The sequence below is a fragment of the Acetivibrio clariflavus DSM 19732 genome (assembly GCF_000237085.1).
GTDB classification, from domain to species: Bacteria; Bacillota; Clostridia; order Acetivibrionales; family Acetivibrionaceae; genus Acetivibrio; species Acetivibrio clariflavus.
Window position 1 is genome coordinate 125,430 of sequence record NC_016627.1, and the last position, 21,362, is coordinate 146,791.

The window sequence follows — 21,362 nt, forward strand, 5'->3', positions numbered from 1 at the left end:
ATATTTATACTTTATTATCGGCAATTATAATTTAATCATTATACTTTTTAATTATGCACAATACAAATATATATAGATAAGACAGATAATATATAAGCGTTTTATTTAATATATTATCATTACAAGAGATTATTATCAAGGCTTTATATGCTTTATAAAACTAATAGTTCAATAAAATGGCAGAAAAAGACTTGGAAGAACACAGATAGGGGATAGGAAGGCAATAATATCAAATGGACAATAAATACAGTTTTTTAATGCAAATTTGTTTAATAACGCAGTTTATGGTTTGATAAAGAGGAATAAAGTACAGGATTATTACCTATACATCTGGGAAACATTGCTCTATGGTAATTTGACAATAAAGAAAGATGGAACAGCGTGGAATTAAAAAATGGGAGGATAACAGTGTAGAAATCCTCTAACGCTTTTCCTCGGGAGGAAAAGTGTTGAACAGTTCCGGATCAAAACGTCTTCCCGGAGGGTCTATCAATATATGCGGATCAATGGACGAATCGCCTTGGATGACCATGTCTTTGTCAATATCATTATTAATATTAGGATTAATTATCACCGGGTAGGCAGTAGCACTGCTTTTAGAATATTCTCCTTTTGTGGGGCAAGGAGTAGCAACGACTTTCTCAATATTTTCAGTTTGATTGATAACAGGGCTTGATTTTGAATTGACATCATTGGGGCAAACTATCAATATCTGAATAAAAGACATCAAAATTACAGCTAAAAATTTAATTTTACTTTTCATAAATATCCACCTCAAATTTGTTAGATTACATTTGAAAAAATAAAGTTCCAAATTTTTTTAATTTTCATAAAAAATTTTTGAAAAGAGATTGACAAAAATATAACAATATTTTATAAAGAAATTGTTAAATAATTAACGAATAAAGTACAGAAGTTACATAGTGCACTTGATTAACAGTGTATTATTTTTAACTAAGTGTGTTAAAAAAATAACAAACTTTTTTAAGTCGGTTAATTGGAACTTGATAATATAAAGGAGGTAATGCTCATGATTATGAAAGAAGCTATTAGGGAGAAAGACAGAACAATTGATATAAAGATGGAAATAGACAAACTGGTGGATAAAGCACAGGCTGCACTGGAAAGGTTCATGGGATTTGACCAGGATAAAATTGATACCATAGTAAAAGAGATGGCTATGGCAGGCCTTGATGAACACATGAGACTTGCAAAGATGGCTATTGAGGAGACCGGCAGGGGTGTGTTTGAAGACAAGAGCATAAAGAATATATTTGCAACTGAATACATCTATCACAGCATTAAATATGACAAGACAGTTGGAGTAATAAGAGAAAATGATTATGAAGACTATATTGAAGTGGCAGAACCTGTAGGAGTTATTGCCGCAGTTACCCCGGTTACCAATCCTACTTCAACCACCATGTTTAAATCCTTAATTGCAATAAAAACGAGAAACCCTATTATATTTGCATTTCATCCTTCGGCTCAGAAATGCAGCGCGGAAGCAGCAAGAATTGTAAGAGATGCTGCCATTAAGGCCGGTGCCCCGGAAGATTGCATTCAATGGATTGAACAGCCTTCCATAGAAGCTACCCAGATGCTCATGAATCATCCAAAGGTTGCGTTGGTTCTTGCAACAGGAGGTGCTGGAATGGTTCAGGCTGCATATAGCACCGGTAAACCAGCTCTAGGTGTTGGGCCGGGCAATGTTCCATGCTATATTGAAAAAACTGCGGATGTAAAAAGAGCAGCTACCGACCTCATTCTTTCAAAGACTTTTGACAACGGAATGATTTGTGCCTCAGAGCAAGCTGTAATTGTAGACAAGGCAATAAGCAAAGAATTTGAAAAGTTCATGAAGGAAAATAAATGTTATTTCTTAAATGCAGAGGAGACAAAGAAACTGGAAAAAACCGCGATTGATGAGGTTAAATGTGCAATGAATCCGGCAGTGGTGGGTCAGCCGGCTTATAAAATTGCTAAAATGGCAGGTTTTGAGGTGCCTGAAGATACAAAAATACTGATTTCAAAGCTTAATGGCGTTGGACCTGAGTACCCGCTTTCAAGGGAGAAATTGAGTCCCATCCTAGCATATTATGTTGTTGACGGCTGGGAACAGGGAATAAGGATTGCCGAGGAAATGGTTGAGTTTGGCGGGCTTGGACACTCTGCAGTTATTCATTCCGAAGATAAGAATGTAATAGATGAATTTGCAAGAAGAATCAAAGCAGGAAGACTTATTATAAATTCTCCTTCAACCCATGGTGCAATTGGAGATATTTACAATACAAACATGCCGTCTCTGACATTAGGCTGCGGATCTTTTGGAAGGAATTCTACAACAGCCAATGTTTCCGCGGTAAACCTTATTAATAAGAAGAGAGTGGCAAGGAGAAGGGTCAATATGCAGTGGTTTAAAATTCCTGAGAAAATATATTTCCAGTTCGGTTCAACTCAATATCTTGAAAAAATGCCCGATATATCAAAGGCGTTTATTGTGACAGACCCTTATATGGTTAAGTTAGGTTATGTTGATAGAGTTCTGTATTACTTGAGAAAGAGACATGACTATGTTCATTGCGAGATATTCTCGGAGGTTGAGCCCGATCCCTCTGTAGATACGGTATTAAAGGGCTACAATTTGATGAAAAAGTTCCAACCCGATGTTATTATTGCTTTAGGTGGAGGTTCGGCAATTGATGCAGCCAAGGGAATGTGGCTCTATTATGAAAATCCTGAGACTGATTTTGATTCATTGAGACTAAAATTTATGGATATAAGAAAAAGGGTGTTTAAATTCCCTAAACTCGGTAAGAAAGCTAAGTTTGTTGCAATACCCACCACATCGGGAACAGGCTCGGAAGTGACATCTTTTGCAGTTATTACCGACAGGAAGAATAATACAAAGTATCCACTTGCCGATTATGAACTTACACCGGATGTTGCTATTATTGATCCTGAATTTGTAATGACTGTTCCGCCATCGGTTACAGCCGATACCGGTATGGATGTTTTGACCCATGCTATAGAGGCTTATGTTTCGGTGATGGCTTCAGATTTTACAGATGGTTTGGCAATCAAAGCTATACAGTTGGTTTTTGAGTATTTGCCAAGGTCATATAAGAATGGAAACGATAAATTGGCAAGAGAAAAAATGCACAATGCTTCATGTATAGCGGGAATGGCCTTTACTAACGCATTCTTGGGTATAAACCACAGTCTTGCCCATAAATTAGGCGGCGAGTTTCATATTCCTCACGGAAGGGCAAATGCGATACTATTACCTCATGTGATAGAATACAATGCATCAAAACCGAGCAAGTTTGTATCCTTCCCGAAATATGAGACTTTCATCGCCGACAAGAAATATGCCGAGATAGCAAAGGCATTAGGTTTACCGGCATCTACTGTTGAAGAAGGAGTACAAAGCCTCATTAAAGCAATAAAGGATTTGATGAAAGAGTTAAATCTTCCTATGACTATTGCAGAATGCAAAGTTGACAAAAAGGAATTTTTGTCAAAGGTTCCGATGCTTGCTGAAAAGGCTTTTGAAGACCAGTGCACCACAGCCAACCCTAGATTGCCATTAGTTAAGGAACTTGAGGAAATTTACATTAAAGCTTATGGCTTATAATGTTCCTTATAATGGCACTTTATAAATATAAACAGGGCTAAGGCCAATGCTTTAGCCCACTTTTTTATCCTGAAAAATTTCCTGCATCTGCTTTGACTATATTTTCAGAGAATGTACAAAAAGCAGGAAAACGGGAAATTTCAAAAATTTATTTGGTAGGTTTTAATTTGCTATGGTTTAGTTTTTCCGTTTTATAAATTCTGTATATATTTTTTAGCGTTACTATTAAAGCTGAATAAACCGGTACAATTATCAACAGACCTACAAAACCGTATAGAGCCGATCCTATCATAAGAAGGAGTATAACGGTAACGGGATGTATATTGAGCTTTTGCTTCATAATTTGCGGTGCTATAAAATTTCCGTCTATTTGTTGCACAATTGTTTGAAGCAGGAAAACCTTCAGAGCCATCCATGGATTCATTGTCAGTGCAACAAAAATTGCAGGGACAATTCCTATGTACGGGCCAAAAAAGGGAATCATAGCTGTAATTGTCACAAAAACAGACAAAATCAAAGGATATTTTATTCTGATTATAAGGTAACCAATGTACATAAGAATTCCATCAGCTAAAGCCACGGTCATTTGTCCTACAAGATAAGAGGAAAGTACTCTGTCTATATCTATAAGCACTTTTCGAACTTCGGGTGCGTATTTTTTAGGAAAAAACGATATAAATTTTCTGACAAATTCTTTATCGTCTTTGAGAAAGTAAAAGAGTATAAAAGGAATCATTATAATTATTGTACTTATATTTGTAACCGTTGAGAGAAAGCCCATAAAGAAATTTTTAGAACTATTCATGAGGCTGTCTAAAATCTGCAGGGCTCTTTTCTTAAGTTCATCTATAGGTAAGGATTGAATGATACTGCTGTCAAAAAACGTATTATTTGAAAATATAGAAATATCAAAGTTTTTATACAATAGGTTCATAAGAGAGTTGAACTGCTGAACTATTATAACGCCTATATTTTTTACAATTAACACAATAATAAAAATTGAAATCAAAAAAGATAGAAGAATGGAAACGGTTTTGGGTATTCTTATTTTCTCCAGTATTCTTACGAGGGGTCTTAGTATATAGTATAGTATAATTGATGCAAGAATGGGTGCAAATATCGCTGCTACCAGCTTCTTGAAAGGCAAAAGAAAGAAATCTATTTTGCCAAACATATATATTATAAGTAAAGTGAGAAGTATGCCTGATCCATACTTGAAGAATTTATGATTGAACCACATACCCATAACCTCCAATGAGATATTATTGACATATTTATAGTATATACCAGCAAAGTTTTCATATAAAGTAGTTTTATTAAGTATTGAAGAATTGCAAAATGTAAAGTAATGTGAGAGATTTAGCTCTATTGTGTTGCGGATATATATTTCACATCTATATAATAGTATTAAAACACAATATAGTTATTGGGAGAAGGGCTGGAGTTAATATCGGATATTTCGGTAATGCTGTCTGCCTCAGAGGATAAAATGAAAAGATATAGGAGAATATTTATAATTTTTTGCATCCTGTTTGTATTTACTTCATGCAGTGTGAATGGTGGCCGAAAATCGGAAAATATTGTTATTAAGAGTAATGATACAAATCAGGATTACTTTGTATTTATAAAGTATAGGAATTTTTGGTTTCAGTCCAATAAATATGGATATATGAACTCAAAGGGAGAAGTAGTTATCTCCCCCTATTTTGAATATGCGGAAGATTTTGTTGATGGAATGGCAAAAGTGAAGACCAATAACGGCTATGGAATAATAGACAAGAGTGGGAGATATATTTTGCAGCCAATTTATAGCGGCTGTAAACTTCTTGGAAATGGCCTTATATCCTATAAAGCTTATAAATGGAAATTGAAAGATAAAGAGGGTAAAGAAGTCGGTGATCTTGAATTTGATGATATTATGAAGTTTTCTGAAGGGCTTGCCGCTGTGAAGATAAATAATAAATGGGGATTTATAAATACTGATGGGGAACTGGTAATTGAGCCTATTTATGATTTTGCAGCAAATTTTGAGAATTCTTTATGTGCTGTACAATTAAATGATAGATGGGGACTAATTGACATTTATGGTAATGAGATAGTGGAGCCTAGTTTTCAAGATAGACTCTGGGTGGCGGATGATTATATTTTAGTAGAAGGTAATAATGGGAAATGGGGATATCTAAACAATAGAGGGGAACAAGTTATAGATTATAAATTTGAAAAAGCTCATTCTTTTGGTGAAGGTCTTGCACTTGTTTATGAAGAAGGGAAATGGGGATATATTGACAAACAGGGGAACTTTGCAATAAAACCGGATTTTGATGAGGCTAATGAGTTTGCTAATGGATTGGCACGAGTAAAAAAAGATAATAAGTTTTACTACATTAATAAGGAAGGTACAATTGTTAAAGAAACAGATATGTACTATACAGAGATGTATGATTTTAATGAACAAATGGCTGCTATAGTGAAAGACGGAAAGTATGGGTTTATTAATGAAAACATGGAAATAGTAGTTGAGCCTGAATATGATGATTATAAGAATTTTAGCGAGGGTTTTGGAATTGTCGGAAAGAAAATTGAAGGAAGTTATGATACCATATATGGTTATGTTGATAAAGCAGGAAAGTGGTTAGTAGAACCTTCTTTTACAGATGCAGAACCTTTTAAAGATGGATTAGCAAGGGTTTGGAAGTCAGGTATGATGGGTTATATCGATTCAAAAGGAAATTTTGTGTACAAGCCTTGGAATTATTAAATCACAAAACGTAAAAATTTAAGAGCTTATTCTTTATAATTTTATAATAATATAGTGCAAAGACCTGAAGCTTTGCCCATTAAAGCTAAAGTCCACTTGAAATTTCAAAAACTAATGTTATTATATAAATTATATTTCGACATTTAAATTAAGGGGATGGCTATGTTAAAAATTGGATTTCTGGGACCAAAAGGTACTTTTTCTCAGGAAGCACTTCTTGAGTATAAAAAAGGTGAAAAGGATTTTGTTGAATGTGCATTTAATACCTTTGGGGAAATTATTAATGCGGTAAATAAAGATGAAATTGATGAAGGGATAGTGCCCATTGAGAATTCATTGGAAGGGGCTGTTAATGCCACATTGGACACCCTTGCCACTGATGTCGATCTGTTAATAAAGGCAGAGATAGCTATTGAAGTAAAACAAAATCTTTTAGTCAGAAAAGGGACAAATATTGAAAATATAAAGTATATAATTTCCCATCCGCAACCCATAGGTCAGTGCAGAAATTATCTTGAAACCAACTTTAATCATGCGGAGATAAGATTTTTATACAGTACGGCAGAAGCAGCAAGGCAGGTAGCTGAATGTGATTTTAACATGGCTGCAATAGGGTCTCTTACTGCAGCGAAAGTGTATGGGCTTGATGTAATTGCAGAAGGAATCCAGGACAGCAAAAATAATTATACTCGTTTTGTCGTGGTATCAAAAACTGCCGCTGAGAAAGCAAAAAATAATAAGACTTCAATAGTTTTTTCAACGGAAGATAAACCGGGAAGTTTGTATAGAATATTGGATATTTTTAATTTGTGGGATATAAATATGACAAGAATTGAATCGAGACCTGCAAAGGACAAACTTGGCAATTACATATTTTTTGTAGATCTAAAAGGTCATATAGAAGATGATGATGTTAGGGATGCTTTGACTATGGTGAAAAGAAAGACTTCTTTCTATAAATTTCTGGGCTCTTATCCTGAATTTGTTATAAAGTGATTAAAAAAACATAAAATTTAACTTATGTTTTTTTGGGAAATAAACACTTATAAAGATATTAGTGTTATTATTATATATGTCACATGTTGTTTGATTTAAAATATCTATAAAAAAATTTAAAAGCTGTAAACACCGAAAAATATGAATTCGGTTAAATTTTTACTTTCATTCTTATTGTTTGCAATCAGGCTGTTTGGAAAATCCTAAACAGTATTTTGATTGCTGTTTGGCAATTGCTATCTCAAAATTTTGAATTAATTGGCTTTATACTTCGATATTGAAAGTATATTTTTTCAGAAAGGCATATTATAATACTAATGGAGTGGTTTTATGGCTTTGTTGGACAAGGAGATTGACATAACCAGAAATATAAAAATAATAGAGTGGCTGAAGAGCGAGCTTTTGACAGATGTTGCAAACCTTTTTAAAGCTTTGATAAATGGTGTTAGAGAAGAAGTACATGAAGTTGTTTCCGATACATTGGCAAATATAATTTTGATATGTTATCTGTTGGGAAGACGTTTAGGTATAAGTTATAATTCAATTGAATTAAAAATTGAGAACAAGATTAAGCTTGGATTGATTGAAAATCATGATGTGGAAAAATATTATGGTGATTTGTCCGAACTGTCAAGACATTTAAATAGTTCAAGGATAAAAAACAATAAGTAGATTAGTGATACCTATATGGAGAGAAAGTGTTATGAATAGTGAAAAGCATTCGGGAATTTTTATTCCAAAGGCGGGTTTTTATCTGTGGATAATATTTATCCTTTTGGCAGTTATAGCATATCTTGATTATAGAATTGCGTTACCCGGCTTTGTAATGTTTCTTTTTCTGGTGTATTACAATTATAGATCAAATTACATCAGAAAAAAGGAAATTACCCGATATATAGAAAATTTAACTCTTAACATAGACAGGGCAACAAAAGATACTTTGCTTAACTTTCCAATGCCTCTGGTTGTATTGGAAGTAGACGGCACTATAATATGGTACAACTCATCTTCGAAAGAAATTTTCGGAGGAGTGGATCTTTTAGAGAAAACAATACACACTTTTGTGAAAGATTTAGATACTAATAATATTGCAAACGAGCAGAATAACTTTACAAAAGAAATTGCCATAGGGAACAAGAATTATAAGGTATTGGGAAGTTTCGTAAAAGTGGACAGGAAGATTGATGAGGATGAGTTTATTCTTCTTTTGTATTTTTTAGACAATACTGAACTGGTAAATTTGAAAAAGCGATTTGATGAAGAAAAAATAACTATTGGTCTGATTGTTATAGATAATTATGACGATTTAATGCAGAGTACGGATGATGCAAATCGCCCTCAAATGCTTGCTGAAATTGATTTAAAAATAAATCAGTGGATGAAAAATACAGGAGGTATTGTTAAGAAGTACGAGAGAGACCGATATCTGATTGTGTTTGAATACAAATATATGAAAGAGTTTGAAGATAAAAGATTTGAGATTTTAGACAGCGTAAAAGAGATTAATGTCGGAAACAAAATTCCGGTAACTCTAAGTCTGGGATTTGGATTAAACGGGGATTCGCTTTGGGAAAACTTTAAATATGCCAGTGCCTCCATTGATATTGCATTAGGCCGAGGAGGAGACCAGGTAGTTATAAAAGACGGTAAAGATTTTACCTTTTATGGAGGCAAGTCGAGGGAACTGGAAAAGAGGACAAAGGTTAAAGCAAGAGTTATTGCCTATGCCCTCAGGGAATTGATAGACCAGGCTTCCAATGTAATGATAATGGGACATCAAAATTGCGATATCGATTGCCTTGGTGCCGCAATAGGCATTTACAGGGTAGCAAAAAATCGCAATAAGGAAGTATACATTGTATTAAACAGTTCTAACCCTACAATAGACAAATTCGTATCGAAAATTGAAAAAAGCAATGAATATGATAATATTTTTATAGCTACAACCGATGCTTTGGATAAAGTGAATAATAAAACTTTGCTTATAATTGTGGATACGCATAGGCCCCAATATACCGAAGCACCGGATTTGATAAGATATACCGATCAAATTGTGGTAATTGACCATCACAGAAGAGGTGCAGATTACTTACAGGAAGCGGTTTTAACATATCATGAAACCTATGCCTCTTCCACATGCGAGCTTGTTACGGAGATTTTGCAGTATGTCGAGGAAAAAATCAAGTTAAAGCCGATAGAGGCTGAAGCACTATATGCAGGTATTGTAGTGGATACAAAGAATTTTACCTTTAAAACCGGGGTAAGGACTTTTGAAGCAGCAGCATTTTTGAGGAGACAAGGAGTGGATACTGTAGTAGTAAAGCAGCTATTTCAAAATGATATTGATACATATATTAATGTTTCCAATACTGTTAAGGACGCGGAAATTTTTATGGACAGTATTGCTATTTCAGTGTGCTCCCCAGTCGTCAAGAATTGTGCTTTAATAGCTGCCCAGGCGGCAGATCAGCTTATAAATTTGGCTGGTGTAACTGCAGCTTTTGTAATGAGTAGTGCCAATGGTGGTGTTTCCATCAGCGGAAGATCACTGGGTGAGGTAAATGTTCAGGTGATATTGGAAAAGCTTGGTGGAGGAGGACATATGACAGTTGCCGGTGCTCAACTACAAGGGGTAACTGTGGATGAAGCAAAAGAAAAACTTAGAAATGCTATTTTGGAATATATGGAGGATTATAAAAAAGAAGAAACATAGGGTTAAATTTATTTTAGAAGGAGAGATACAGATGAAAGTTATTTTAAAAGAAGATGTAAAAGGGTTAGGCAAAAAGGAAAGCATGGTAGATGTCAGTGACGGCTATGCAAGGAACTTTTTGATTCCAAAGGGGCTTGCTGTTGAAGCGAATTCTTCCAACATAAATATTATGAATTCAAAGAAAGAAGCCGAAAAAATTAAGAAGGAAAAAGAACTTCAGCAGGCAAAGGAATTGGCAGAAAAACTAAAATCTATTACTGTTGTGTTCAAAACCAAAGCCGGGGAAAGCGGAAAACTTTTCGGTTCCATAACAAGTAAGGATGTTGCGGACAAGCTTTTAAAGGATCATAAACTCGATATAGATAAAAAGAAAATTAATATGCCGGATTCACTGAAGTCTTTGGGAACATATGAGGTAGAAGTTAAGCTTTATCCTGGTGTGACTGGAAAACTATCAATAAAAGTTGAACAGGAGTAAGATGTATATATATGGATATAGGTTCATTAGGTAGGATACCCCCGCAAAATATAGAGGCGGAACAGTCTGTACTTGGTGCAATACTTCTTGACAAGGAAGTATTGACAAGTGTAATAGAAATAATTAGCAGTGAAGATTTTTACAGGGACGATCATAAGGAAATATTTGATGCCATCATTGACCTTTATGAAAAAGGCGAACCTATAGACCTTATTACAGTAGCTGAAAGGCTTAAGTTGAGGGGAACATTGGACAGTGTCGGTGGCCTTGAATACCTTACTAGTCTTGCTAACATTGTACCTACTACCGAAAATGCCAAACATTATGCAAAGATTGTTGAGGAAAAAGCAATATTAAGGAAACTGATTAAGGTTTCGACAAATATAATAAACATGGGCTATGAAGCTTCCGAAGAAGTTGCTTATGTATTGGATAAGGCCGAAAAGGGAATATTTGACCTTCTGCAAAAAAGAAATACTCAAGGGTTTGTCCCTATAAAGGACGTTTTGGTGGATACTTTTAACCGCTTGGAAGAGTTATATAACAGTAAGGGATATATAACGGGAATTCCCACCGGCTTTATAGACTTAGATTACAAGACAGCAGGTCTTCATAATTCAGACCTGATACTTATTGCTGCAAGGCCTGCAATGGGAAAGACAGCCTTTGTGCTTAATATAGCTCAGCATGCAGCAATACATTCGAAAATACCTGTAGCCATATTCAGCCTTGAAATGTCTAAAGAACAGTTGGTAAACAGAATGCTAGCCAGTGAAGCAATGGTTGATAGCCAAAAAATGCGAACCGGAAAACTTGAAGACAGTGACTGGCAGAAGGTTGCAAGAGCTTTAGGGCCTTTATCGGAAGCACCTATATATATAGATGATACTCCGGGTGCGTCCATAATGGAAATTAGGGCAAAGTGCAGAAGATTAAAAATTGAAAAAAATCTTGGCCTGATAGTAATTGACTATCTTCAGCTTATGCAGGGTAAGAGCGGCAGATCAGAGAACCGCCAGCAGGAAATATCGGAAATATCAAGGTCACTGAAAATTCTTGCCAAGGAAATAAATGTTCCTGTAATTACACTTTCACAGCTTAGTCGTGCTCCGGAACAAAGGCAGGATCATAGGCCGATCTTAAGCGATCTGAGAGAGTCGGGAGCTATTGAGCAGGATGCAGATATAGTCATGTTTTTATATAGGGATGATTATTACAACCCGGATACCGACAAAAAAAATGTGGCAGAGGTCATTATTGCAAAGCATAGAGCGGGTTCTACCGGAACTGTTGAGCTTGCATGGCTTGGGCAATATACCAAGTTTGCTAACTTGGAGAAATATAGGGAATAGTTAATAATGAGCATTTTATAATATTGCATATTATATGGGTATATAATTATGATAACAAGAGTTTTAAGTACGATTAGAAAGAACAACCTTATAAAAAACGGTGACTGTATAGTAGTAGGTGTATCGGGAGGACCGGATTCCATATGCTTGCTTCATGTTTTGTGGTCCTTAAGAAATGATTTAAACTTAAAACTGGTAGCGGTCCATATAAACCATATGCTTAGGGGTGACGAGTCCTATCGGGACGAGGAATTTGTAAAAAGTTTCTGCAAGAAACTAGGTGTAGAGCTTAAGTCTATACGAGTGGATATAAATAAAGCAGCCCGGCAAAAGGGAATGTCTTTAGAAGAGGCAGGGCGTGAAGAAAGGTACAGAAATTTTGAAATGGTTGCGGACAGTATAGGAGCAGACAAAATAGCAGTAGCTCATAATAAAAATGATCAGGCTGAAACTGTACTGATGAATATTATCAGAGGGACCGGACTGGACGGACTTAAAGGAATGGATTATATCAGAGGAAGGATAGTAAGACCGCTTTTAGATATTGAAAGAAGCGAGATAGAGGCTTACATACTCGAAAAAAAATTAGAAACTGTTATCGATAGTTCAAATCTTGAAAAAATTTATGCCAGAAACAAAATTAGACTAGATGTTATTCCAAGCATTGATAATCTTTTTGATTGCAGTTTGGTGAAGAGCATTGACAGGATGAGCAGACTTATTAAAGATGATATGGATTTTATTGACGGTAAAGTTAGAAAAGCATACTGCGATGCTGTTTTAAGAAAAGAGAACGGGGAAGTTGAACTTCTACTGAGAAAAATTAAAAAAATGCATATAGCAATAAAGAGAAGAGTTATAAGAAAAGCCATTGAAGAAGTGAAGGGAAATGTTAAAGAAATTGAAAGTGTGCATATAGAAAAAATTCTGGAGATGATAAATAGCGGGAAAGTAGGTTCTAGGATTGACCTTCCCGGAATAAAAGCAGGAAGAACTTATGAAAGCATAAGATTTTATAAAAAAGAAAGGCAGACGGAATCTTTCAGTTTTGAAGCAGTTTTAAATATACCTGGAATTACTGAAATGGGAGATGGTAAATACTGTATTGAAGCTTCTGTTATAACTGATTGTAATATCAATGACTTTAAAGGTATGAATGGAAGTTCTCTCATCCAGTTTTTTGATTATGATAGAGTGATTGAGGGAATAAATATAAGGAAAAGAAAAGAAGGAGATTTATTCAAACCTATAAATTCCAACGGTACAAAAAAATTAAAAGAGTATTTCATTGATAATAAAATTCCGAGAGAAATAAGAGATAATATACCTTTAATAGCTAAAGGAAATGAAATTGTCTGGATTATTGGTTATAAAATAAGTGATAAATTTAAAGTTACTGAAAATACTAAAAAAGTACTGAAGTTAAAATATAAAACCAATATGCACAGGTTATAAGAATGGAGGAACTTTATGTTTGAAGATATACAAGAAGTTTTGGTTACAAGGGAAGCACTGGAGGAAAAAGTTAAAGAACTGGGTAAAAGGATATCAAAGGATTACGAAGGAAAAGAATTAGTATTAATAGGGGTATTAAAAGGAGGAGTTGTATTTTTTGCCGATCTCATAAGGCATATAACTATTCCGATAGAAATGGATTTTATTTCTGTTTCAAGTTACGGTAATTCAACTAAATCTTCGGGAGTTGTCAGAATAATTAAAGATATTGATATAGATATAACCAATAAACATGTACTTATAGTTGAAGATCTTGTAGATACGGGACTTACTCTGAGATACCTCAAGGATTTGTTTGAGGACAGAGGTCCTAAGGATGTGAAGGTCTGTACTGCCCTTGATAAGCCATCAAGGCGTAAGGTAGATGTACCCATTGCCTATAACGGTATAACCATTCCCGATAAATTTGTTGTAGGCTATGGACTTGACTTTGGAGGTAAATATAGAAATTTACCCGATGTATGCGTATTGAAAGAAAGTGTATACGACAATAAAGTAGACTAGTGGGTTGTGACTGAATAAGTTTACCGGTTTGTGGATTATGAACGGAATAAATGTTTTTTATGCAAAAAGGCTTAAGTTTTTGATGTTAATTTTAAAGGTTTATTGTGTTTTATTTCGTGTTATGTTAATATAATGTAAATATATAATGGCATTTGGTAGATACTTACTTTATTATAGATATGCAAAATAAGGAGGGAGCTTTTTGAAATATTTCAAAAACATAAGCATATATATAGTGTTATTTGTTATAATTTTACTGTTTGTTGCTGTGGCTACAAATAATGGAGGGCCGGAAGTGGCCAAGTACTCTTTTCTCTTGCAACAGATTCAGAATGATAATGTTAAAGAAATTAAGTTGGAAGGAAGTAAAGCCGAGGTAGTTTTAAATAGAGATATAAAAGGAAAAAATAAATATATTGTTTATATTCCGGAGGATATAACGTCCTTTATGGATGAGATAAAGGAACCGATTAAGGCTGATAAGATTGCGTTTGAAGTGGTATTGCCGCCTACAGCACCATGGTGGGTTGCAATATTGCCGACTTTTGGCTTGATTATTATATTCGTATTGTTTTGGGTATTTTTCCTCCAGCAGTCGCAGGGTGGAGGAGGAAGCCGTGTTATGTCTTTCGGTAAGAGCAGGGCTAAAATGACTATAGACGATAAAAAGAAGGTTACTTTTAATGATGTTGCCGGTGCAGATGAAGAAAAAGAAGAGCTGAAGGAGATTGTTGAGTTTTTGAAGCACCCCAAAAAGTTTGTGGAATTGGGTGCAAGAATTCCTAAAGGAGTTTTACTTGTAGGCCCGCCGGGAACAGGTAAAACATTACTTGCAAAGGCTGTGTCGGGAGAGGCCGGAGTACCGTTCTTTTCAATAAGTGGTTCTGACTTTGTTGAGATGTTTGTAGGTGTTGGTGCTTCAAGGGTAAGAGACCTTTTTGATCAAGCCAAGAAGAATTCGCCGTGTATTGTATTCATAGACGAAATAGACGCTGTGGGAAGACATAGAGGAGCAGGGCTTGGAGGCGGTCATGACGAGCGTGAGCAGACATTAAACCAACTTCTCGTTGAAATGGACGGTTTTGGTGTAAATGAAGGTGTTATAATTCTTGCGGCGACAAACAGACCTGATATATTAGACCCTGCACTTTTAAGACCCGGTAGATTTGACAGAAGGGTTGTTGTAGGTTTGCCCGATATCAAAGGAAGGGAAGAGATATTAAAAGTACATGCAAGAGGTAAACCGCTGGCAGATGATGTAAAGCTGGATGAACTTGCCAAGACTACGCCAGGTTTTACCGGAGCGGATCTTGAAAATCTGCTGAACGAAGCTGCTTTGCTTGCTGCCAGAAACAACAAGACAGTTATAACCATGGCAGAAATAAAGGAAGCCGTGTTTAAGGTTGTGATGGGGCCAGAAAAGAAGAGCAGGGTAATGAGCGAGGCAGAAAAAAGGCTTACTGCGTATCATGAGGCAGGGCATGCTCTGGCTGTTAAATTGGTATCTACTACTGACAAGGTGGACAGAATATCGATTATCCCTGCAGGAATGGCAGGAGGATATACATCCTTCAAACCCGATGAAGATAAGTCCTATAAGACAAAATCCAATTTACTTGAAAGCATTATTATAGCATTGGGAGGACGAGCAGCTGAAGAATTGGTGCTTGGTGAAATCAGTACCGGTGCAGCAGGAGACCTTAAGCAGGCTAATGGTGTAGCCAGAGGAATGATAACCAAGTATGGAATGAGTGATACTTTGGGAAATATGATATTCGGTAACGAAAATGAAGAAGTGTTTATAGGCAGGGATTTTGCTCAAACAAGAAATTATAGTGAAGAAATAGCCGCTCAAATCGATAGAGAAGTAAAAGGAATAATTGACAGCTGCTATGAAAAAGCACTTAACTTACTGAGAGAGAATATTAATAAGCTTCACGCTGTTGCAAATGCTTTGATGGAAAAGGAAAAGCTTGAAGGACACGAATTTGAAGAACTTTTTGCAAATGCTTAAGTAATGTGGGAAATATAAAGAATGGAGTATATTGAGATAGTTTAAAACTATCTCTTTTTATCTCCAAATATTTTAATTCAAGCTTAAAATTTTTGATTAAATCTTTTTAAATAACTCTTTATAGGTAAAAAATTTTTTGATATAATAACAAAGGTTTTATGACGTGCTTTTGCGATCTGTAAAATTGCTTCACAACACACTTACCTTTGATTATCAAATGTTAATTTTAAATATTCCAATGTAACTAAAGTTTGTTTTTGAGGTATAAATGATATGGAAAATATAAATTTAAAAGTAGGTTTAACTGCATCAATTGAAACTAAAGTATTTAATAAGAATTCTGCAGAGGAAATGGGCAGTGGAGATCTGGATGTATATGCCACGCCAGCAATGATATGTCTCATGGAGCGTTCTGCATCGTCAGCTGTTTCATTGCACCTGCCTAAGGGTTATACGACAGTAGGCACAGCCATTAACGTTAAGCATATGGCGGCTACACCCATTGGTATGAAAGTAAAAGCAGTTGCGGAACTTATTTCCATAGAAGGAAGAAAACTGATTTTTAAGGTAGAAGCTTTTGATGCAAAAGAAAAAATTGGTGAAGGTCAGCATGAGAGATATATCGTTGAATCTGCAAGATTTAGAGATAAAGTGTATGGAAAACTGAATTCTTGAGATGAAAAAGGAGAGTAATAGGGTTGGTTCGGAAGTATTCAGGATTTAAAGATGTAAATAACAGGGAAATATATACCGGAATGTTATGTGAAGATATTATAAATTTTAATACAGTTGTTATTAAGGAAATTGAAGGACGCTTTTTTGCAGTTAGCAATGAATTTAAGCCTGAGCCTTTGGAAGAAATATCTGAAGGTTTGCGAATTATAAAATAGTGTAAATTTTCAGTTAAATAAAAAGTCAACATGCTGTCTTAATAAATAATTTCAGCTTTATATTTATAAGTTATATTTTAGTAAGAAATTTGAATAATACCATTTCAAAAAGTATCTAATTACAGATCGCAAGCACATCAAAAAACATTGCTTGAGACGTCCAATTAAAAAAGTTTATTGAGAAAAATAGTATTTTTATTGACTTAATGGGATGTATATGATAAATTAATTTTGACAAAATAATACAAGTGTAACCTTATCAAGAGAGGTGGAGGGAAGGGCCCTATGAAACCCGGCAACCGGCTTTAAGTATCGGTGCCAATTCCTGCAGGATAAATATCCTGAAAGATAAGGAGAGAAATAAAGCCCTCTTCTTATTGAAAGAGGTTTTTTTATTTTATATGTTAAATTTTATTTAAGGAGGACTTATAAATGGCAAGAAAATTGTTTACTTCCGAGTCAGTTACTGAGGGGCATCCTGATAAAATATGCGATCAGATATCTGACGCTGTTTTAGATGCAATATTGGCAGAAGATCCCATGGCAAGAGTAGCATGTGAAACTTCCGTTACTACCGGACTTGTTTTGGTAACTGGTGAAATTACTACTTGTTGTTATGTTGATATACCCAAAATTGTTAGAAATACTATTCGGGAAATTGGATATGACAGGGCAAAATACGGTTTCGATGCAGAAACCTGTGCCGTATTGACTTCTATTGATGAACAATCTCCGGATATTGCGATGGGCGTAAACAAAGCTTTTGAGGCTAAGCACGGAGAAATGACTGATGAGGAGATTGAGGCTATCGGTGCAGGGGATCAGGGAATGATGTTCGGATTTGCATGTGATGAAACTGAAGAATTAATGCCAATGCCTATTTCCCTGGCACATAAACTTACCAAGAGGCTGTCTGACGTAAGAAAAAAAGGAATTATAGACTATTTGAGGCCAGACGGGAAATCCCAGGTTACTGTGGAATATGACGGGGACAAGCCTGTTAGAGTTGATACAGTTGTCATATCAACACAGCACGGTCCTGAAGTCGACCATGCCACTATTGAAAAAGATATAATTGAGCATGTGATAAAGCCTGTTATCCCGGAACACTTGCTTGACAGCAATACAAAATACTTTATAAATCCAACAGGAAGATTTGTTGTCGGAGGACCTCAAGGGGATTCAGGACTTACAGGAAGAAAAATTATTGTTGATACTTATGGAGGGTATGCAAGACACGGTGGCGGTGCCTTTTCAGGAAAAGATCCAACAAAAGTTGACCGCTCTGCAGCTTATGCGGCCAGATATGCTGCAAAAAATGTTGTTGCGGCAGGACTGGCAAGTAAATGCGAAGTACAGTTGGCTTATGCAATAGGTGTTGCTAAACCGGTATCAATTAGAGTGGATACTTTTGGAACCGGTACAATACCTGATGAGAAGATAGAAAAGCTTATTGAAATGCATTTTGACTTAAGGCCTGCAGGAATTATAAAAAGTTTGAATTTGAGAAGACCTATATACAAACAGACTGCGGCATATGGCCATTTTGGAAGAACAGACCTTGATCTTCCCTGGGAGAGAACTGATAAGGCAGAAGTTTTGAAAAAAGCAGCAAAAGAATTGTAAGATTTCATTGAATAATTTAAAAAATATTATTGATTTGAGAAATAAAAGGGAGCATTCAGATTGCTTCCTTTTTTGTTGGGTAAATCCAATGAAGTGCAAACTGTAATGCAAAGCAAATTCTATCACATTTTCAATAAAGCATATAGGCATTTCATTGATTTGATTGCCATTATAGTGTAGAATTGTTGTATAATAGACATTTTATAAAGAATTTTTTGCTCTTCTCAAAGAATTATGTGTATTCATTTCATAAGGAGGAAAACATGTCAATAACAGATAATTTGGAAAATATTTTAGAGACTCAAAAAGAAACTGTCCTGCAATTGGAGAAGGAACTCAAAATTCTTGCGAATAATGATTTGACAAAGGAAAACGCATTACTGAAAAAGGAAAATGCTGTACTTAAAGAAGAGAATGAAAAAATTAAACTTGAGTTAATAGCAGTTAAAGATGAAAATGCACGCATTAAGAATGCACTTTATGTGCAAATATACAGCGAAAAATTGAAAATACTTAATTTATCGGCCAAGAAATTGGACATTTATTTCCGGACAAATCGTGAGCAGGGAATTAATAAGCTTAATCAATTTGAGCGAGATATACGTTTACGTATTGATCAAATAAATAGAGAGCTTCAGAAAAACCAGATTGACTTAAGTGATGAGATATATGACCAACTGAATAACTTATCTGTTGCTTTAGATCAAAAAATACGACAGATAAAATTGAAATATTCAAAGGATAACGAAGCTTTGTCCAAAAATGCAAAACAAGAGTTTGAGGCTCTGAAAAATGAACAGATCAGCGAAGAGCAAATAAATGCTATAGCTAAAAAGAACAATATAGAAGCTTTTATAGGCCAAAATCTCATAAATAAAATCGGTATATTTCTTATTGTAATAGGCGTGATAGCTGCATCCCAATATACTTATACAAGACTTAACGATATACTGAAGGGCATTAGTATGTTTGCTTTAGGCAGTATTATGCTTGTAATAGGCGAGATTCTTAACAGGAAAAAGCCCAATGTTTTTTCACTGGGTGTTACATCCGGCGGTATAGCTATTCTTTATGTTGCTACATCGATAAGTTATTTTGGACTGAAGATATTGCCCATGTATCCGGCACTTGTTATATGTTTGCTGATTACTGCGGTTTCCTTCCTGCTTTCATTAAGATACAATTCTCAAACTATTGCTGCTTTTGCTCTGATAGGTGGATACCTGCCCATATTTTCAATAAGCAGCAACTTAATAATGATATATGGTGCAATGGTATACTTCATGGTTCTAAACCTGTTTGCCCTCGGAATTTCTTTTAAGAAGAAATGGCAGATATCTTCTTTCATAGGTTTAATTTTGAACATATTCGGAACACTGTATATAGTAAATAGCACAATTTATCGGATTGAAAAGCTTCCTTTCGGAATTAATCATATAGTATTGATAGCTTATATTGCTTCAGCATTCTTGAATTATACTGCGATACCCGTTATATCTACATATAAAACATCAAAAAGGTTTAAAAAAGCCGATGTGGTTTTGCTGGGTATAAATACTTTTATAAGCTCACTTATAATGTATTCCACATTTTACCGTTTTGAACTTGACACATTCACAGGTCTTCTTTCCCTTTTGTTTGCTGTAGTCTATTTATTTATGTGGAAAATAGTTGAAATAAAATTTAATGGAGAAAAGCACGCGGCAGCACTTTTTTACCTTACCGGATTGACCTTTGCAGTTCTTGTTGTACCCTTCCAGTTTGGTAAAGCGTGGGTCAGCTTGGGATGGCTTGTTGAAGGAGTGTTACTAACAACCTATGGAATTCTGAAAAGAGAAAAAAGGTTTAAAAGAAGCGGGTTTGTTATAAATTATATATGTTTGGCATCATTTCTTTTACTGGATCTTTTATTACAGGTAGATGATCTCTTTGCATACAAATATTTTGCAATAACATTGGGAAGCTTTATAATACTGGGTGCCTATATGTATAGAAATGAACCCTTCGGGAATTTTGAAAAAGCGTACAAGTATGCAGTTGTGGTAAATCTTTGGTTTTATGCTATATATACCTGCGGAAAAATATCGGATTTATTGGATAAGATATTGCCATATACACCGGGCATAAGTGATGCGCTGAGTTTTACTATTTTAATAGCCGAAACTTTTCTTATTGCTTATGGAATATTGCGGATAAAACGTTTGGCAGATGCGGGGACAAAAGTTATTTCGTATTTGCTGTATTTTATAGGAGCTTTGATGACCCTTGCGTTTAACTGTGATTATATGTTTACTTACTCAGGAGAAGGCGATATACCTTTAATTATGGTAGGGATAGGTACATTAATTTTGATACTTGCCAACTTGTTGGCTGTATTTGCGGTAAATGATCTAATAAAGGGTTTTGTCATGGAGGGGAAGATGAAAGTAGAATGGTATCCTTTGTTAATATCTGCTTTCTTTGTCCTTTTACTGACACAAAACCTTACCGTACAGTTGGGCTTAGAGTTTTCTAATATGGCTTTTAGCATCATATATGCGGTAACAGCCTTTCTATGGATTGTTTTCGGGTTTGTAAAAAGGTATACTTTAATCCGAAGGTTTGGTCTGGGTCTTGCGATATTGTCGGTTGTAAAGCTGTTTTTGATTGATTTGTCCTATTTGACTGTGGGGTATAAAATCGTAGCCTATTTTGCCCTTGGGATATCACTGGTGGCAATATCCTTTGTCTATCAGTATTTTATAAAGAAGCTCGAAAACATTGATAATGCAAAGAATTATAGTGAAAGTTCTACCGATAATTTATAAAATGTCGGTTGGTTAATTTTGTTGTAATTCAAAAATTATGTTGATTCTTATAAAAATAGTAGTAACAGCATT

16 protein-coding genes and 1 riboswitch are annotated in these 21,362 nt (G+C 35.1%); of the genes, 14 read left to right on the plus strand and 2 right to left on the minus strand.

Features of this window, described 5'->3' with window-relative positions; genetic code table 11:
- Nucleotides 1-421: 421 nt before the first annotated feature.
- The gene (locus CLOCL_RS00555; protein WP_014253506.1) at nt 422-763 is read right to left on the minus strand and encodes a hypothetical protein; all 342 of its coding nucleotides are present in this window, start codon (nt 761-763) and stop codon (nt 422-424) included.
- Between the two features lie 267 nt (nt 764-1,030).
- Here CLOCL_RS00555 and adhE point away from each other — a divergent pair, with 267 nt between their 5' ends.
- Nucleotides 1,031-3,637, plus strand: a complete 2,607-nt coding sequence (adhE, locus tag CLOCL_RS00560; protein ID WP_014253507.1) for a bifunctional acetaldehyde-CoA/alcohol dehydrogenase — start codon at nt 1,031-1,033, stop codon at nt 3,635-3,637.
- 148 nt (nt 3,638-3,785) lie between these two features.
- Here adhE and CLOCL_RS00565 read toward each other — a convergent pair whose 3' ends face one another.
- Nucleotides 3,786-4,877 carry an AI-2E family transporter gene (locus CLOCL_RS00565; protein WP_014253508.1) on the minus strand — a complete coding sequence of 364 codons (1,092 nt, stop codon included), beginning with the start codon at nt 4,875-4,877 and terminating at the stop codon, nt 3,786-3,788.
- 249 nt (nt 4,878-5,126) lie between these two features.
- Here CLOCL_RS00565 and CLOCL_RS00570 point away from each other — a divergent pair, with 249 nt between their 5' ends.
- The 13 genes from CLOCL_RS00570 (at nt 5,127) to CLOCL_RS00630 (ending at nt 21,290) form a co-directional block, all read left to right on the plus strand.
- Nucleotides 5,127-6,395 (plus strand): WG repeat-containing protein, encoded by a 1,269-nt coding sequence (locus tag CLOCL_RS00570; protein ID WP_014253509.1) that lies wholly within the window; start codon nt 5,127-5,129, stop codon nt 6,393-6,395.
- Between the two features lie 162 nt (nt 6,396-6,557).
- Entirely contained in the window at nt 6,558-7,391 is an 834-nt protein-coding gene (gene pheA / locus CLOCL_RS00575; RefSeq protein ID WP_014253510.1) for a prephenate dehydratase, read from the plus strand.
- A 330-nt stretch (nt 7,392-7,721) separates the two neighbouring features.
- Nucleotides 7,722-8,063, plus strand: coding sequence for a MazG-like family protein (locus CLOCL_RS00580; RefSeq protein WP_014253511.1), 342 nt, complete (start codon nt 7,722-7,724; stop codon nt 8,061-8,063).
- A 31-nt stretch (nt 8,064-8,094) separates the two neighbouring features.
- A complete protein-coding gene (locus CLOCL_RS00585) occupies nt 8,095-10,104 on the plus strand; it encodes a DHH family phosphoesterase (protein WP_014253512.1) in 2,010 nt (669 codons plus the stop codon).
- Nucleotides 10,105-10,135: 31 nt separating this feature from the next.
- Nucleotides 10,136-10,582, plus strand: coding sequence for a 50S ribosomal protein L9 (rplI, locus tag CLOCL_RS00590; RefSeq protein WP_014253513.1), 447 nt, complete (start codon nt 10,136-10,138; stop codon nt 10,580-10,582).
- 11 nt (nt 10,583-10,593) lie between these two features.
- Entirely contained in the window at nt 10,594-11,934 is a 1,341-nt protein-coding gene (dnaB, locus tag CLOCL_RS00595; RefSeq protein WP_014253514.1) for a replicative DNA helicase, read from the plus strand.
- Between the two features lie 48 nt (nt 11,935-11,982).
- Entirely contained in the window at nt 11,983-13,389 is a 1,407-nt protein-coding gene (gene tilS, locus CLOCL_RS00600) for a tRNA lysidine(34) synthetase TilS (RefSeq protein ID WP_014253515.1), read from the plus strand.
- Between the two features lie 15 nt (nt 13,390-13,404).
- On the plus strand, nt 13,405-13,953 hold the full coding sequence (gene hpt, locus CLOCL_RS00605) for a hypoxanthine phosphoribosyltransferase (protein ID WP_014253516.1): 549 nt from the start codon (nt 13,405-13,407) through the stop codon (nt 13,951-13,953).
- Nucleotides 13,954-14,155: 202 nt separating this feature from the next.
- The gene (ftsH, locus tag CLOCL_RS00610) at nt 14,156-15,967 is read left to right on the plus strand and encodes an ATP-dependent zinc metalloprotease FtsH (protein ID WP_014253517.1); all 1,812 of its coding nucleotides are present in this window, start codon (nt 14,156-14,158) and stop codon (nt 15,965-15,967) included.
- A gap of 273 nt (nt 15,968-16,240) precedes the next feature.
- Nucleotides 16,241-16,642: a thioesterase family protein gene (locus CLOCL_RS00615; protein ID WP_014253518.1), complete on the plus strand. Its 402-nt coding sequence runs from the start codon at nt 16,241-16,243 to the stop codon at nt 16,640-16,642.
- A 23-nt stretch (nt 16,643-16,665) separates the two neighbouring features.
- Nucleotides 16,666-16,857, plus strand: a complete 192-nt coding sequence (locus CLOCL_RS00620) for a hypothetical protein (protein WP_014253519.1) — start codon at nt 16,666-16,668, stop codon at nt 16,855-16,857.
- A gap of 253 nt (nt 16,858-17,110) precedes the next feature.
- Nucleotides 17,111-17,212, plus strand: a riboswitch (SAM riboswitch).
- Nucleotides 17,213-17,289: 77 nt separating this feature from the next.
- Nucleotides 17,290-18,483: a methionine adenosyltransferase gene (metK, locus tag CLOCL_RS00625; RefSeq protein ID WP_014253520.1), complete on the plus strand. Its 1,194-nt coding sequence runs from the start codon at nt 17,290-17,292 to the stop codon at nt 18,481-18,483.
- A 263-nt stretch (nt 18,484-18,746) separates the two neighbouring features.
- Nucleotides 18,747-21,290 (plus strand): DUF2339 domain-containing protein, encoded by a 2,544-nt coding sequence (locus tag CLOCL_RS00630; protein ID WP_014253521.1) that lies wholly within the window; start codon nt 18,747-18,749, stop codon nt 21,288-21,290.
- The last annotated feature ends 72 nt before the right edge of the window (nt 21,291-21,362 follow it).